Below are 14,686 nucleotides of genomic sequence, written 5' to 3'. Positions count from 1 at the left end.
CGCGGGGCGTGTATGCGCAAGCCCATGGCACGCAAACTCTATATCAAGACCTATGGCTGTCAGATGAATGTCTATGACAGCGAACGCATGGCCGAGGCGCTGGCGCCGTCGGGGTATACCGTCACCGACCGTGCCGACGATGCGGACATGATCCTGCTCAATACCTGCCACATCCGTGAGAAGGCGGCGGAAAAGGTCTATTCGGAACTCGGCCGCCTGAAACCGCTGAAGGCCGCAAACCCCGACCTGAAGATCGGCGTGGCGGGCTGCGTCGCACAGGCCGAAGGGGCCGAGATCCAGCGCCGCCAGCCGCTGGTGGACATCGTGGTCGGCCCGCAAAGCTATCACCGCCTGCCGGAGCTGGATGCCCGCGCGCGCAGCGGCGCCAAGGCGCTGGACACCGATTTCCCCGCCGAGGACAAGTTCGACCACCTCGCCGCCCGCCCCAAGGCCCGGCGCGCCCCCTGCGCGTTCCTGACCGTGCAGGAAGGCTGCGACAAGTTCTGTGCCTTTTGCGTCGTGCCTTATACCCGCGGGGCGGAGGTCAGCCGCCCGGTCGCGCGCGTGCTGGACGAAGCGCGCGATCTGGTGGACCGCGGCGTCGTCGAGATCACCCTGCTGGGACAGAACGTCAACGCCTATCACGGGGAAGGCCCGGACGGGCGCGACTGGGGGCTGGCGCGGCTGATCCGGGAACTCGCGGCCATCGACGGGCTGGAACGCATCCGGTTCACGACCTCGCATCCCAACGACATGGAAGACGACCTCATCGCCGCCCACGGCGATTGCGCCAAGCTGATGCCTTACCTGCACCTGCCGGTGCAGTCGGGGTCCGACCGTATCCTGAAGGCCATGAACCGCAAGCACACGGCGGAACAGTATCTGCGCCTGATCGAACGGCTGCGCGCCGCGCGGCCCGATCTGCTGCTGTCGGGCGATTTCATCGTAGGCTTCCCCGGCGAGACGGACTCCGATTTCGAGGACACCCTGTCGCTGGTGCGCGCCGTCGGTTACGGGCAGTCCTATTCCTTCAAGTATTCCGCCCGTCCCGGCACGCCTGCCGCCGACCGCGATCCCGTTCCGTCGGAGGTGGCGGACGACCGGCTCGCCCGGCTTCAGGCACTGCTGGCCGAGCAGCAGGCGGCGGCGCAGGCGGCGATGGTCGGGCGCGATACGACCGTGCTGTTCGAAAAGCCTGGGCGTTTGCCGGGGCAGGTGGTGGGCAAGTCCGAACATCTGCACGCCGTCCACGCGGACGGCCCCGAAAGCCTGATCGGGAAGGTCGTGCCCGTGCGGATCGCGGGCACGGCCCCCCATTCGCTGCGCGGCGAGGTGCTGACCGGCTAGGCAGGGAACTGCCGGGCTAGGTGTCGCTGCGATGACATTTCGCCCGTACCGCTTGCCAGCACGCGGCGGACTTGGCACGGTTGTTCATGGACCGGCCAAGTCCCACACCGAGGAGACCTGTTTGCACACCAGCGCGCTGATCCCGCCCGAAACGGGCGCGGCATCCCCCGAGCTTCGCCTTGAATTCGCTGACAACCGGCTGCTGATTGACCTGTGCGGCCAGTTCGACAGGAACCTCGCCCAGATCGAATCGACCCTCGGGGTGCAGATCCTGCGCCGGGGCAACCAGTTGTCCCTGTTCGGAACGCCCGATGTGCAGGCACAGGCCGCCGATGCGCTGACAGCGCTCTATGCGCGGCTCGAGGCGGGCAAGCCGGTCGAGGCCGGGGACATCGATGGCGAGCTGCGCATGGGCGGGCCATCGGCGCCGCTGCCCGACGCGGGTGGCCAGCTGGAAATGTTCCAGCGCGAGCAGGTCGAGATTCGCACCCGCCGCAAGACAGTGGAGCCGCGCACGGACGCCCAGAAGGCCTATGTCAAATCGCTGTTCAAGCATGAACTGGCCTTCGGCATCGGTCCCGCCGGCACCGGCAAGACCTATCTGGCCGTTGCGGTCGGCGTGTCGATGTTCATCGAAGGCCATGTGGACCGGATCATCCTGTCCCGCCCGGCGGTAGAGGCGGGCGAGAAGCTCGGCTACCTGCCCGGCGACATGAAGGACAAGGTCGATCCCTACATGCAGCCGCTTTACGATGCGCTGAACGATTTCCTGCCCGGCAAGCAGACCGCCAAGCTGATCGAGGAAAAGAAGATCGAAATCGCACCGCTGGCGTTCATGCGCGGGCGTACCCTGTCCAACGCCTTCGTCGTGCTGGACGAGGCGCAGAACGCCACGACGATGCAGATGAAGATGTTCCTGACCCGGCTGGGCGAAGGGTCGCGCATGGTCATCACGGGCGACCGCAGCCAGATCGACCTGCCGCGGGGGGTGCAGTCTGGCCTGCGCGAGGCCGAGTCGCTGCTGGACGGGGTCAAGGGGATTTCCTTCAACTACTTCACCGCCAAGGACGTGGTGCGCCATCCGCTCGTGGCGCGGATCATCGAAGCCTATGACGCCGCGGATGCCGCCAGTGCCGCCGCTCGTTGACACCCTGATCGACGATCCCGCCTGGGACGCGGCGGGACTCGAGGCGCTGGCCCAGGATGCGGCCCGGGCGACCCTGCGCCACCTCGGGCTCGATCCTGCGGGGTTCGAGATCAGCCTGATGGGCTGCGACGACGCGCGCATCGCCTCGCTCAACACCGAGTTCCGGGGCAAGCCCGCGCCCACCAACGTGCTCTCGTGGCCGTCCGGGGACCGCGCGGCGGACACGCCCGGCACCGCGCCCGACCTGCCGGAACCGGGGCAGGGGCTGCCTATGGAACTGGGCGACATCGCCATCGCATACGGCACCTGCGCCGCCGAGGCGGATGTGGCCGGGATACCGCTGCGCCAGCATGTTTCCCACCTGATCGTGCATGGCATCTTGCATCTGCTGGGTTATGACCACATCGACGATGCAGACGCGGACTTGATGGAAGGTCTGGAGACAGCCATCTTGGCCGGAATGGGCCTGCCCGACCCCTACCGGGATCGGGCCGATTTGCCAGTGTCTTGAACGGAAGGGACCAATGACCGACGCCGACGGGTCGTCTGGAGCAGCGCAGGGCGCGCCAGAGACCGACAGAAGCCACCCACGCGGCCTGTTTTCACGGCTCTGGGGGCAGGTATCCGCCGGAGACGATGCGGATGACGACCATGGCAGCGGCGAGGGTCGCACCGCCAACGGCTATGCCCGCCCCGGGCTGTCCAACCTGCGGCGGATGCAGATCGCCGATGTGGCGATCCCCAAGGGTGAAATCGCCGCGGTGCCGGTGGAGACCGATTTGCCCAGCCTCGTGGCCACCTTCCGCGACAGCGGCTTCACCCGGCTGCCTGTGTTCGAGGGCACGCTCGACACGCCGCTCGGGATGGTCCACCTCAAGGACGTGGCACTGGACTACGGGTTCGACTGCGACGACCGGGACTTCGACATGAAGGCGCTGGTGCGTCCGCTGATCTACGCGCCGCCCTCCATGCCCATCGGCATCCTGCTGCAGAAGATGCAGAGCGAACGGATGCATATGGCGCTGGTGATCGACGAATACGGTGGCACCGACGGGCTCGTCACGATCGAGGACCTGATCGAACAGGTCATCGGCGAGATCGAGGACGAACACGACGTGGACGAGGACCAGCTCTGGACGTTGGAACGCCCCGGCGTCTACGTGGCGCTGGCGCGCGCACCGCTGGATGAATTCGAGGACGAGGTGGGCATCGACCTGTCCATCCCCGACAGCGACGACCTGGCCGACACGCTGGGCGGCGTGGTGTTCCTGCTGACCGGCCGGGTGCCCGCGCGGGGCGAGATCGTGAAACACCCCGCTGGCGTCGAGATCGAGGTGGTGGACGCCGATCCGCGCCGGATCAAGCGGTTGCGGATACAGGTGCCGAACGACCCTGCCGCCGGAGGTGCCGCCTGAGCCGCGACGCGTTGCGGACGCGGTCCTTGCGTGCCCTGCCGCGCCAGCCGACGGTGCAGGCGGCAGGCTTCGGTGCGCTCGCGGCGCTCGGGCATGCGCCCGTAGGCTGGCCGGTCCTGACGCTGGCCGGGCTTGCGGGCGTTGCCGTGCTGCTGGGGCGCGCGGCGGATGCGCGTGCGGCCGGCTGGACCGGCTGGGCGGCGGGTGCCGGGTATTTCGCGGTCACGCTGCACTGGATCGTCGAACCCTTTCTCGTGGATATCGCCCGCCATGGCTGGATGGCGCCTTTCGCGCTCGCGCTGATGGCGGGGGGGCTCGCGCTGTTCTGGGCTCTTGCGGGCTGGGCGGCAGCGTGGCTGACCTCGCCCGGTGGCACGCCGCGCGGGCTGGTATGGGCCGCGGCTCTGACCGGGGCGGAGATGCTGCGCGCCGTGGTCTTCACGGGCTTTCCGTGGGGGTTGGTCGGGTCGGTCTGGGTGGACACGCCTGTGCGGATGCTCGGCGCCTGGATCGGGCCTCACGGGTTGGGTCTGCTCACGCTGCTGATCGCCGTGGCGCTGGCGCAGGTCCTGCGTGGACCCGCGCGGCTGGCCTCGGCGGCGGTGGCGGCGGGCGCGGTCGTGGCCAGCATCGGCGCGGGGGCGCTGGCCTTGCGCGCCGTGCCCGAAACTGCATCCGCCGACCGCCCCGTAATCCGCCTCGTCCAGCCCAACGCGGCGCAGCGACTGAAATGGCGTGAAGACATGATCCCGGTGTTCTGGGAACGCGCGCTGACGCTGACTGCCGACGGTCCCCCGGTCGATGCCGTCATCTGGCCCGAGGTCAGCCTCTTCTATCTCTGGGGCACCAATGCCGACGCCGATGCGCGTATCGCGGATGCCGCGCAGGGGGCCGCGGCGCTGGTGGGCGCACAGCGGTTCGACCGTGGCGATCTCTACAATGCGCTGGGGGTGATCGCGGCGGATGGCACGGCGCTGGCGCTTTATGACAAGCATCACCTTGTGCCATTCGGCGAATACTTCCCCGGCGGGCAGGTGGCACGTTGGCTGGGGCTGACGGGGCTGGCCACGGATTACCTCGGTGGCTTCACGCCGGGGCCGGGGCCGCGGGTTCTGGACCTGCGCGCCGCCGGTCTGGGGCGCGCCCTGCCGCTCATTTGCTACGAGGCGATCTTTCCCCGCCATGCCCGCACGCCGCGGGGCAGCCCGCGCCCCGACTGGATCGTGCAGGTCACCAACGACGCGTGGTTCGGGCGCTTCGCCGGGCCCCAGCAGCATCTCGCGCAGGCGCGGATGCGCGCGGTCGAGCAGGGCCTGCCGCTGGTGCGCGCGGCCAACACGGGCATCTCGGCGGTGATCGATCCGGCCGGGCGGATCACCGGCGCGCTGCCGCTCGATACCGCTGGCGCGCTCGACCGCCCGCTGCCCGCGCCGGTGGCCCCGCCGCCCTTCGCCCGCGTCGGCAGTGCCCCGGTGCTGGCGCTTCTGGCGGGCATCCTGGGATGTGCGGCATGGCGGCGAACGGCGGGCAGGGCGCGCCGCACCCCTTGACCTTTTCGCCCCGGCTGCGCATCCCCCGCCCATGACCCGTCCCGCCCATACCTCCGCCAAGCCGCCCCGCGCGCCGTGGCGCAATTTCTACGGCCGCCGCAAGGGCAAGCACCTGCGCGACAGCCAGGAGGCGTATCTGGAACAGGATCTCGATGCGCTGTCGCCCGGCCCCGTAGACTGGGATGTGAACCCGGAGCGCACGCCGCTCGACCTGCGCGCGATGTTCGGCAGTCGCCCGGTCTGGCTTGAGATCGGCTTCGGCGGGGGCGAGCACATGGTGCACCAGGCGGCCGCCAACCCGCAGGTCGGGCTGATCGGGTGCGAACCCTATATCAACGGCGTCGCCATGCTGCTGGGCAAGATCCGCGCCGCAGGGGTGTCGAACCTGCGCGTCCATCCCGGCGACGTGCGCGACATGTTCGACGTGCTGCCGGACGCGTCGATCGACCGGGCCTTCCTGCTCTATCCCGATCCGTGGCCCAAGAAACGCCACCACCGCCGACGCTTCGTGACGCCGGAATACCTCGATCCGTTGTCGCGGGTGCTTGCGCCGGGGGGCATCTTTCGCATCGCCACGGACATCCCCGACTATGTCCGGCAGGCGCTGGAACAGATCATGCCGCGCCCCGATTTCGACTGGCTGGCCGAAGGCCCGGATGACTGGCGCAAGCCGTGGGACGACTGGATTTCCACCCGCTATGAACAAAAGGCCCTGCGCGAGGGCCGCACGCCCCATTACCTGACATTCCGGCGCACCGACGCGCCCGCCCCACGAGGATAACACCATGGCTTCCCACGGACCCGCCCGACCGCTCACGACCCTCGCCTTCGGCGCGCTGAAAGGGCAGGCCGATGTGCCCGGCGACAAGTCGATCTCGCACCGCGCGCTGATCCTCGGGGCGCTGACCGTGGGGGAGACGAAGGTGACCGGCCTGCTGGAGGGGCAGGACGTGCTCGATACCGCCGCCGCGATGCGCGCCTTCGGGGCCGAGGTGACCCGGCACGGCCCCGGCGCATGGTCGGTCCATGGCGTGGGCGTCGGCGGCTTCGCGGAGCCAGAGGACGTGATCGACTGCGGCAATGCGGGCACCGGCGTGCGGCTCATCATGGGCGCGATGGCGACGACGGCGATCACTGCGACCTTCACGGGCGACGCGTCCCTGCGCGCCCGGCCCATGGGGCGGATCACCGATCCGTTGCGGATGTTCGGGGCGGCGTCCCACGGGCGCACGGGCGGGCGTCTTCCCATGACCATCGTCGGCACCGGGCAGCCGGTGCCGGTGCGCTATGCGACCCCCATGCCCTCGGCGCAGGTGAAGTCGGCGGTGCTTCTGGCGGGGCTCAACGCGCCGGGCCAGACCGTGGTGATCGAGGCGGAGGCGACGCGCGACCATTCCGAACGGATGCTTGCGGGCTTCGGCGCGGAGATCACGACCGAGACGACGCCCGAAGGCCGGGTCATCACGCTCACCGGCCAGCCCGAACTGCGCCCCCAGACCATCGCCGTGCCGCGCGACCCCTCGTCCGCCGCCTTTCCTGTCTGCGCGGCGCTGATCGTGCCGGGGTCCGACGTGCTGGTGCCGAATATCGGGCTGAACCCGACCCGCGCGGGGCTGTTCGACACGCTGCGCGAGATGGGCGCCGACCTGACCTACGAGAACGAACGCACCGAAGGGGGCGAGCCGGTCGCCGACCTGCGCGCGCGGTTCTCGCCCGACATGCAGGGCGTCATCGTGCCGCCCGACCGCGCGCCGTCGATGATCGACGAATACCCGATCCTGTCCGTGGTCGCGGCGAACGCCACCGGCACCACCCACATGCCCGGCATCAAGGAACTGCGCGTCAAGGAAAGCGACCGGATCGACGCCATGGCACGCGGTCTCGAAGCCTGCGGCGTGACGGTCGAGGAAACCGAGGACAGCATGACCGTTCACGGTCTCGGCCCCCGCGGCGTGCCGGGCGGCGCGACCTGTGCCGCGCGGCTGGATCACCGGATCGCCATGTCCTTCCTGTGTCTTGGGATGGCGGCGCAGGCCCCGGTCACCGTGGACGACGCAAGCCCCATCGCCACGTCCTTCCCGGTGTTCGAACCGCTGATGCGCGGGCTGGGTGCCGCGTTCCGCGAAGCCGAAGGGGCGCCTGCCGACCCCTTCGCCTGATCGCTCAGCCGGCCCGCGCCACCGCGGCTCCGGGCCGGTCGGGGGCGAGCCGGATTTCCGTCCCCCAGTCGCGGCACAGCGCCTGCACGCGTGCGGGCGGCGGGCGGTCTGTGAAGAACATGTCGATATCCTCCAGCGACGCGATCCGCGCCGGGGCCGTGCGGTGGAACTTGGAATTGTCGGCCACGAGATACGTGCGCCGCGCCTGCCGGATGATGGATTTCGACACGCTGACCTCCTGCACGTCGAAATCCAGCAGGTCGCCATCCTCGTCCAGCGCGGAACAGCCGATCACGGCGTAATCGACCTTGAACTGGGCGATCACCTGGCTGGTGAGATCCCCCACCAGCCCGCCATCGGCCCGCCTCAACAACCCCCCCGCCACGACGATATCGCAGCGTTCGTTCGCCACGAGGATATTGGCCACGTTGATGTTGTTCGTGACGACCATCAGGTCGCTGCGGCTGAGCAGTTCGCGCGCCACCTGTTCCGTGCTCGTCCCGATGTTCAGGAAGATCGAACAGCTGTCTGGCAGTTCCGCCGCGCAGGCCTTGGCGATGGCCGTCTTTTCGTCAAGATGCAGCGCCCGGCGGTGTTCATAGCCGATATTGGCGACGCCGGACGGCAGGACCGCGCCGCCATGGACCCGCTGCAACTTGCCCGTGTCGGCCAGCTCCGCCAGGTCGCGGCGGATCGTCTGCACCGTCACGCCGAAACGCTCGGCTAGGTCTTCGACCACCACCTTGCCCTCGCTGAGCGCGATTTCCAGAATGTCGGTCTGGCGAAAGTTCTGCGCCATGCGTCCTGTCCCCGTTTGCGTTCGAATATGTTCGGTTCCCCGCCCCTGGGCAAGGGATTCCCGCTGGCCGGTTGCGGGTGCCGCCCATGATCCGGCAAATCGCGGGTCAAAATCAGAAAACCGAACAAAAGCGAAAACAGGCGTTGACAAAACGCGGCGCGATATGGCTAGGTTCAGAGCGTGCAGACAAGCCGGGGAGGGCGTCTTGCAGACCACATCGGATCAGGATCAGGCCGTGGATCTCTTCGTCATCGGCGGCGGGATCAACGGCTGCGGCATCGCCCGCGACGCCGCCGGGCGCGGCCTGTCGGTGGCACTTGCGGAAATGAACGATCTGGCCTCGGCGACCTCGTCGGCCTCGACCAAGCTTTTCCATGGCGGGCTGCGATACCTCGAGTATTTCGAGTTCCGCCTCGTGCGGGAATCGCTGATCGAGCGGGAAACACTGCTGCGGGCCATGCCCCATATCAGTTGGCCCATGCGCTTTGTGCTGCCCTATCACAAGGACATGCGGTTCGAGAACGCCACGCCGACCTCGAAACTTCTGAACACCGTGATGCCCTGGATGAAGGGGCGCCGCCCGGCGTGGCTGATCCGGCTGGGGCTGTTCCTGTACGACAATCTCGGCGGCCGTAAGATCCTGCCGGGCACGAAGACAGTGGACCTGACCAAGGACCCGGCCGGTGGGCCGCTGCAGGATCGGTTCCAGCGCGCCTATGAGTATTCCGACTGCTGGATCGAGGATTCGCGGCTGGTCGTGCTGAATGCCCGCGACGCCGAAGCGCGCGGCGCGCAGATCATGCCGCGCACCCGTGTCGTGTCCGCCACGCGCGACGGCGCGGCGTGGCGCGTGACGCTTGCCGACCGCGACACCGGCGCGCAGCGCGAGATGACGGCGAAGATGGTCGTAAACGCGGGCGGGCCATGGGTACGCGACGTGATCCAGAACACCGTGCGCATCAATTCCACCGAAGGCGTGCGCCTCGTGCGCGGCAGCCATATCGTGACCCGCAAGCTTTACGATCACGGGAAGTGCTATTTCTTCCAGGGCACCGATGGGCGGATCATCTTCGCCATTCCCTACGAGACCGATTTCACCCTGATCGGCACCACGGACGCCGAACACCACGATGCCGACAGCAAGCCCGCATGCACCCCGGAAGAACGGAACTACCTGCTGAACTTCGCATCGAATTATTTCAAGACGCCGGTCACCGCCGACGATGTCGTGTGGTCCTATTCCGGCGTCCGTCCGCTTTACGATGACGGGGCCAAGTCGGCCACCGCCGCCACGCGCGACTATGTGCTGTCCGTGGACACCGCCGGGGGCGCGCCGCTGCTGAACGTGTTCGGCGGCAAGATCACCACCTATCGGCGGCTGGCGGAATCCGCGCTGGCCAAGATCGCGCCCTTCTTCGACGGTCTGAAAGGGCCGTGGACCGCAGGGGTGCCGCTGCCGGGCGGGGATTTCCCGGTGGACGGCGTGGACCGGCTGATCGCAGACCTGAAGGCCGCCTATCCGTTCCTGGACGATTTCTGGGCGCGTCGTCTGATCAAGGCCTATGGCACCGAGGCGGCGGCCGTGCTGGGAGATGCGACGACCGCCGACGATCTTGGCGAAGCGTTCGGCGCAACGTTGACCGCACGGGAAATCGAATGGCTGATGGACCGCGAATACGCGGCCGCCGCCGAAGACGTGGTCTGGCGCCGGTCCAAGCTGGGCCTGCGCCTGACGGGGGATGAGATCGCGCGGCTGGACGCGTGGATGGCAGAGACACGGCAGGCACGGCGCGACGCCGCCGCCGAATGAACGAAGGACCGGTCCCGCGGGACCGGGCAGGGAGGAGAGCCTATGACGCTCACGCTCGAAGGCGTGTCCAAGGTCGTGAACGGCCGCACGCATATACATCCGACAGACCTCACGCTGTCGCGCGGCACGATGAACGTGCTGCTCGGGCCGACGCTCGCGGGCAAGACGACGCTGATGCGGCTGATGGCGGGACTCGACAAGCCGACCACGGGGCGCATCCTTTGGAACGGCGCGGACGTGACCGGCCAGCGGGTGCAGGACCGCGCCGTCGCCATGGTCTACCAGCAGTTCATCAACTACCCGTCGATGACCGTCTATGACAACATCGCCTCCCCCCTGCGGCTTCAGGGCAAGTCCGCGGCCGAGATCGACGCGGCGGTGCACAAGACCGCCGACATGATGAAGCTCGGCCCGATGCTGAGCCGCAAGCCGCTTGAGCTGTCGGGCGGCCAGCAGCAGCGCTGCGCGCTGGCCCGCGCACTGGTCAAGGGCGCGGGGCTGGTGCTTCTGGACGAACCGCTCGCCAATCTCGACTACAAGCTGCGCGAGGAACTGCGCATCGAGATCCCGAAAATCTTCGAGGAGTCCGGCGCGATCTTCGTCTACGCCACCACCGAACCGGAAGAGGCGCTTCTTCTGGGCGGCAGCGTGGCGACCCTGTGGGAAGGGCGCGTCACCCAGTTCGGCCCCACCGCGCAGGTCTATCGCCAGCCCGTCGATGCCACCACGGCGCGGGTGTTCTCGGACCCACCGATGAATTTCCTGTCGATCACAAAGTCGGACGGTACGCTGCAGTTCGGCGACGGGCAGAGCGCACCGGCGACCGGCGCGCTCGCGGATCTGCCCGATGGCGACTACACCGCCGGTTTCCGCCCCAACCACCTGGAAATCGACCGCCACAGCGCCGATGCGATGACGTTCACGGCCATGCTGACCGTGACCGAGATCACCGGGTCGGAAACCTTCGTGCATCTCGACCACCATGGCGACCGCTGGGTCGGGCTGATCCACGGGGTTCGGAAGCTCGACCTCGGCAAGCCGATCGACGTGCATCTCGATCCGTCGCATATCTACATCTTCGGGCAGGACGGGCGGCTTTTCGCGCCCGCGTCCTACGCCCAGGCCGCCTGAGGGGGACCGGACATGGCGAAGATCACGCTCGACAACCTGGCCCATTCCTACCTGCCCAATCCGAAGGGCGAGGACGACTACGCGCTCAAGGAGTTGAACCACGACTGGACCGACGGCGAGGCCTATGCCCTTCTGGGCGCGTCCGGCTGCGGCAAGTCAACGCTGCTGAACATCATCTCGGGGCTGCTGATCCCGTCGCGCGGGCGCATCCTGTTCGACGGCAAGGACGTGACGCGCGCGCCCACGGCGGAACGCAACATCGCGCAGGTGTTCCAGTTCCCGGTGGTCTACGACACGATGACCGTGCGCGACAATCTCGCCTTTCCGCTGCGCAACCGCGGCGCCGATGCCGACTACGTGGCGACCCGCGTGAACCGCATCGCCCAGATGATCGGGATGGAAGACACGCTCGACCGCAAGGCGCGCGGGCTGACCGCCGATGCCAAGCAGAAGATCAGCCTTGGCCGCGGCATGGTGCGCGAAGACGTGAATGCGCTGCTGTTCGACGAACCGCTGACCGTGATCGACCCGCACATGAAATGGGAACTGCGCACCCAGCTCAAATCCCTGCACCACGAATTCGGGCACACGATGATCTACGTCACCCATGACCAGACGGAGGCGCTGACCTTCGCCGACAAGGTCGTCGTGATGCATGACGGACGTGTGGTGCAGATCGGCACGCCAGAGGACCTGTTCCAGCGTCCCGCGCATACCTTCGTGGGCTATTTCATCGGCTCGCCCGGCATGAACCTGCTGCCCGCCGAGGTATCCGGCGATACCGCGCAGGTCGCGGGGCACACGCTCGCGCTCGGGCAGGGCTACGGGCCGCTCAAGGGCAAGGTCGAACTGGGCATCCGCCCCGAATATGTCCGCCTGTCCGCGACCGACGGCGTGCCCGTTCAGATCGACCGGGTGGAGGACGTGGGCCGCCACAAGATCGTGCGCGCGCGCATGGGCGACCATCCGCTCAACGTCATCGCCGACGAAGGCACCGCCATCGGCGCCGACATGACCCGCGCCGTTCTCGATCCGGCGGGCATCAACATCTACGTCAATGACTGGCGCGTCAGCCCGGACGGCGCCGGGCGCAATTCGGTGGGGGAGGCTGCCTGATGGACAAGACAACCAACCAGAAGGCATGGTTCCTTGTCCTGCCGGTTCTGATCCTCGTGGCCTTCTCGGCGGTGATCCCGCTGATGACGGTCGTCAACTACGCCTTTCAGGACACGTTCGGCAACAACGTGTTCTTCTGGGCAGGTCTGAGCTGGTTCGAGGATCTTCTCGGCTCGCAACGCCTGTGGGATGCCTTCTACCGTCAGATCGCGTTCTCGGCCATCATCCTCGCCATCGAGGTGCCGCTGGGCATCATCGTGGCGCTCAACATGCCGAAGAAGGGGTTCTGGGCCTCTGTCTGTCTCGTGCTGATGTCGCTGCCGCTGCTGATCCCGTGGAACGTGGTCGGCACGATCTGGCAGGTCTTCGCGCGGGTCGATATCGGGCTTCTGGGCTACACGCTCGATGCCATCGGGATCGAATTCAACTACACCCAGAACTTCTGGGCCGCGTGGATCACCATCATCGTGATGGACGTGTGGCACTGGACGTCGCTCGTGGCGCTGCTGGCCTATGCCGGTCTGCAATCCATCCCCGACGCCTATTACCAGGCGGCCAAGATCGACCAGGCGTCCCGCTGGGCCGTGTTCCGCTACATCGAGTTTCCCAAGATGCTCGGCGTGCTGATGATCGCAATCCTGCTGCGCTTCATGGACAGCTTCATGATCTATACCGAACCCTTCGTCGTCACCGGCGGTGGCCCCGGCAACGCCACGACGCTGCTGTCCATCGACCTCGTGAAGATGGCGCTGGGGCAGTTCGACCTCGGCCCCGCAGCGGCCTTCTCGATCATGTACTTCCTCGTGATCCTCGCCGTGTCCTGGGTGTTCTACACGGTGATGACCAACCTCGACAAAAGGGATGCGCAATAATGGCCGATGCGACCGCAACCCGCGCCGAGACGCGCAGCCTGAGTTTGCCACGGGTCAATGGCCGCGCCGTGGTGATGATCCTCTATCTCGTGTTCCTGATGCTGCCGATCTACTGGCTCCTGAACATGAGCCTGAAGACCAATTCCGAGATCCTCGGCGGCCTCACGCTCTGGCCGCAGACCCTGACCTTCGCCAACTACGTCACGATCCTGACCGACCCCGCGTGGTACATGGGCTATGTCAATTCGATCATCTACGTGACGATGAATACTGTGATTTCCGTGACGGTGGCGCTGCCGGCGGCCTATGCCTTCTCGCGCTACAACTTCATGGGCGACAAGCACCTGTTCTTCTGGCTGCTCACCAACCGGATGGCGCCGCCCGCCGTGTTCGCGCTGCCGTTCTTCCAGCTTTATTCATCCGTGGGGCTGTTCGACACCCATATCGCCGTGGCGCTGGCGCATACGCTGTTCAACGTGCCGCTCGCGGTGTGGATCCTCGAAGGGTTCATGCGCGGCGTCCCGAAGGAGATCGACGAGACCGCCTATATCGACGGCTATTCCTTCCCGCGCTTTTTCGTGAAGATCTTCATGCCGCTCGTGGCCTCGGGCATCGGCGTCACCGCGTTCTTCTGCTTCATGTTCTCCTGGGTGGAACTGCTGCTGTCGCGCACCCTGACATCGGTGGATGCCAAGCCCATCGCCGCCACCATGACCCGCACCGTGGGCGCATCGGGCGTGGACTGGGGCGTGCTGGCCGCCGCAGGCGTGCTGACGATCATCCCCGGCGCGCTCGTGATCTGGTTCGTGCGCAACTATATCGCCAAGGGCTTCGCCCTGGGGAGGGTGTGATGGCGGTCGTCGAACTGACCCGCGAAAGGGACGGGCTGACGGACATGCCGCGCCTTGCCATCCGCGCGGAAGACATCAGCTCCGTCCGGATCCTCGACACGAAGACATCCGCCGTGAACGTCACGCTGCGCGACGGGGCCGAACTGAACCTCATCGCGCCGGCGGGCAAGATCGGCGCCATCTACACCAAGATAATGGAGGCACTCTGATGGCCTGGATGGCATGGACACTGCCCACCGCGATCTTCTTCGTGGTCATCGCCTCGCTGCTCGTGATCTTCACGGTGCTCGCGATCCGCTTTCCCGAAACCCCGCGCCGGGGCATTCTCGGGATCGACACGACGCGCGGGGATCGGCTCTTCATCACGCTGCTGGGCTCCGCCTACATCAATCTCGCGTGGCTGGGGTTGGCCCTCGGGCCGCAACCCTACGCGCTCATCGCATGCTTGGTCTATGCCGCGGCGGTCTTCCGCTTCGTCTGACGGCCAGC

Annotated in this window: 15 protein-coding genes; 14 read left to right on the top strand and 1 reads right to left on the bottom strand. The window is 67.2% G+C overall.

Annotated features, from left to right (window positions below; all coding sequences use genetic code 11):
• The first annotated feature begins 24 nt into the window (after nt 1-24).
• From miaB to aroA, 7 genes are all read left to right on the top strand, one after another.
• Entirely contained in the window at nt 25-1,347 is a 1,323-nt protein-coding gene (gene miaB / locus DDE13_RS07410) for a tRNA (N6-isopentenyl adenosine(37)-C2)-methylthiotransferase MiaB (RefSeq protein ID WP_235868630.1), read from the top strand.
• A gap of 121 nt (nt 1,348-1,468) precedes the next feature.
• The gene (locus tag DDE13_RS07405; protein WP_235868629.1) at nt 1,469-2,494 is read left to right on the top strand and encodes a PhoH family protein; all 1,026 of its coding nucleotides are present in this window, start codon (nt 1,469-1,471) and stop codon (nt 2,492-2,494) included.
• Entirely contained in the window at nt 2,478-3,005 is a 528-nt protein-coding gene (gene ybeY / locus DDE13_RS07400; protein WP_111403044.1) for an rRNA maturation RNase YbeY, read from the top strand. The genes DDE13_RS07405 and ybeY overlap by 17 nt, the downstream gene beginning before the upstream one ends.
• 13 nt (nt 3,006-3,018) lie before the next feature.
• Nucleotides 3,019-3,909, top strand: coding sequence for a hemolysin family protein (locus tag DDE13_RS07395; RefSeq protein WP_111402991.1), 891 nt, complete (start codon nt 3,019-3,021; stop codon nt 3,907-3,909).
• A gap of 26 nt (nt 3,910-3,935) precedes the next feature.
• The gene (gene lnt / locus DDE13_RS07390) at nt 3,936-5,459 is read left to right on the top strand and encodes an apolipoprotein N-acyltransferase (RefSeq protein WP_111402989.1); all 1,524 of its coding nucleotides are present in this window, start codon (nt 3,936-3,938) and stop codon (nt 5,457-5,459) included.
• Between the two features lie 31 nt (nt 5,460-5,490).
• Nucleotides 5,491-6,240: a tRNA (guanosine(46)-N7)-methyltransferase TrmB gene (trmB, locus tag DDE13_RS07385; RefSeq protein WP_111403042.1), complete on the top strand. Its 750-nt coding sequence runs from the start codon at nt 5,491-5,493 to the stop codon at nt 6,238-6,240.
• Nucleotides 6,241-6,244: 4 nt separating this feature from the next.
• Complete coding sequence (gene aroA, locus DDE13_RS07380) at nt 6,245-7,618, top strand: 3-phosphoshikimate 1-carboxyvinyltransferase (RefSeq protein ID WP_111402987.1); 1,374 nt, start codon at nt 6,245-6,247, stop codon at nt 7,616-7,618.
• Between the two features lie 4 nt (nt 7,619-7,622).
• On the opposite strand, the gene DDE13_RS07375 is transcribed toward aroA, so the two are convergent.
• Nucleotides 7,623-8,417, bottom strand: a complete 795-nt coding sequence (locus tag DDE13_RS07375; protein WP_111402985.1) for a DeoR/GlpR family DNA-binding transcription regulator — start codon at nt 8,415-8,417, stop codon at nt 7,623-7,625.
• Nucleotides 8,418-8,622: 205 nt separating this feature from the next.
• On the opposite strand from DDE13_RS07375, the gene glpD reads away from it, so the two are divergent.
• From glpD to DDE13_RS07340, 7 genes are read left to right on the top strand one after another with little or no spacing between them, the layout of a single operon-like run.
• On the top strand, nt 8,623-10,227 hold the full coding sequence (gene glpD / locus DDE13_RS07370; protein ID WP_235868628.1) for a glycerol-3-phosphate dehydrogenase: 1,605 nt from the start codon (nt 8,623-8,625) through the stop codon (nt 10,225-10,227).
• Between the two features lie 42 nt (nt 10,228-10,269).
• Nucleotides 10,270-11,358 carry an ABC transporter ATP-binding protein gene (locus DDE13_RS07365; RefSeq protein ID WP_111402981.1) on the top strand — a complete coding sequence of 363 codons (1,089 nt, stop codon included), beginning with the start codon at nt 10,270-10,272 and terminating at the stop codon, nt 11,356-11,358.
• Nucleotides 11,359-11,370: 12 nt separating this feature from the next.
• Nucleotides 11,371-12,474 (top strand): ABC transporter ATP-binding protein, encoded by a 1,104-nt coding sequence (locus DDE13_RS07360; protein WP_111402979.1) that lies wholly within the window; start codon nt 11,371-11,373, stop codon nt 12,472-12,474.
• Nucleotides 12,474-13,346: a carbohydrate ABC transporter permease gene (locus DDE13_RS07355; RefSeq protein ID WP_111402977.1), complete on the top strand. Its 873-nt coding sequence runs from the start codon at nt 12,474-12,476 to the stop codon at nt 13,344-13,346. Before DDE13_RS07360 ends, DDE13_RS07355 begins: the two co-directional genes overlap by 1 nt.
• Nucleotides 13,346-14,197: a carbohydrate ABC transporter permease gene (locus DDE13_RS07350; protein WP_111402975.1), complete on the top strand. Its 852-nt coding sequence runs from the start codon at nt 13,346-13,348 to the stop codon at nt 14,195-14,197. The genes DDE13_RS07355 and DDE13_RS07350 overlap by 1 nt, the downstream gene beginning before the upstream one ends.
• Nucleotides 14,197-14,406 (top strand): hypothetical protein, encoded by a 210-nt coding sequence (locus DDE13_RS07345; protein ID WP_111402973.1) that lies wholly within the window; start codon nt 14,197-14,199, stop codon nt 14,404-14,406. Before DDE13_RS07350 ends, DDE13_RS07345 begins: the two co-directional genes overlap by 1 nt.
• Nucleotides 14,406-14,678, top strand: coding sequence for a DUF2160 domain-containing protein (locus tag DDE13_RS07340; RefSeq protein ID WP_111402971.1), 273 nt, complete (start codon nt 14,406-14,408; stop codon nt 14,676-14,678). Before DDE13_RS07345 ends, DDE13_RS07340 begins: the two co-directional genes overlap by 1 nt.
• The last annotated feature ends 8 nt before the right edge of the window (nt 14,679-14,686 follow it).

This window comes from Meridianimarinicoccus zhengii (genome assembly GCF_003254465.1).
Taxonomy (GTDB): domain Bacteria; phylum Pseudomonadota; class Alphaproteobacteria; order Rhodobacterales; family Rhodobacteraceae; genus Meridianimarinicoccus; species Meridianimarinicoccus zhengii.
The sequence above is the reverse complement of the archived record's forward strand: the minus strand, read 5'-3'. Positions and strand labels throughout refer to the sequence as shown.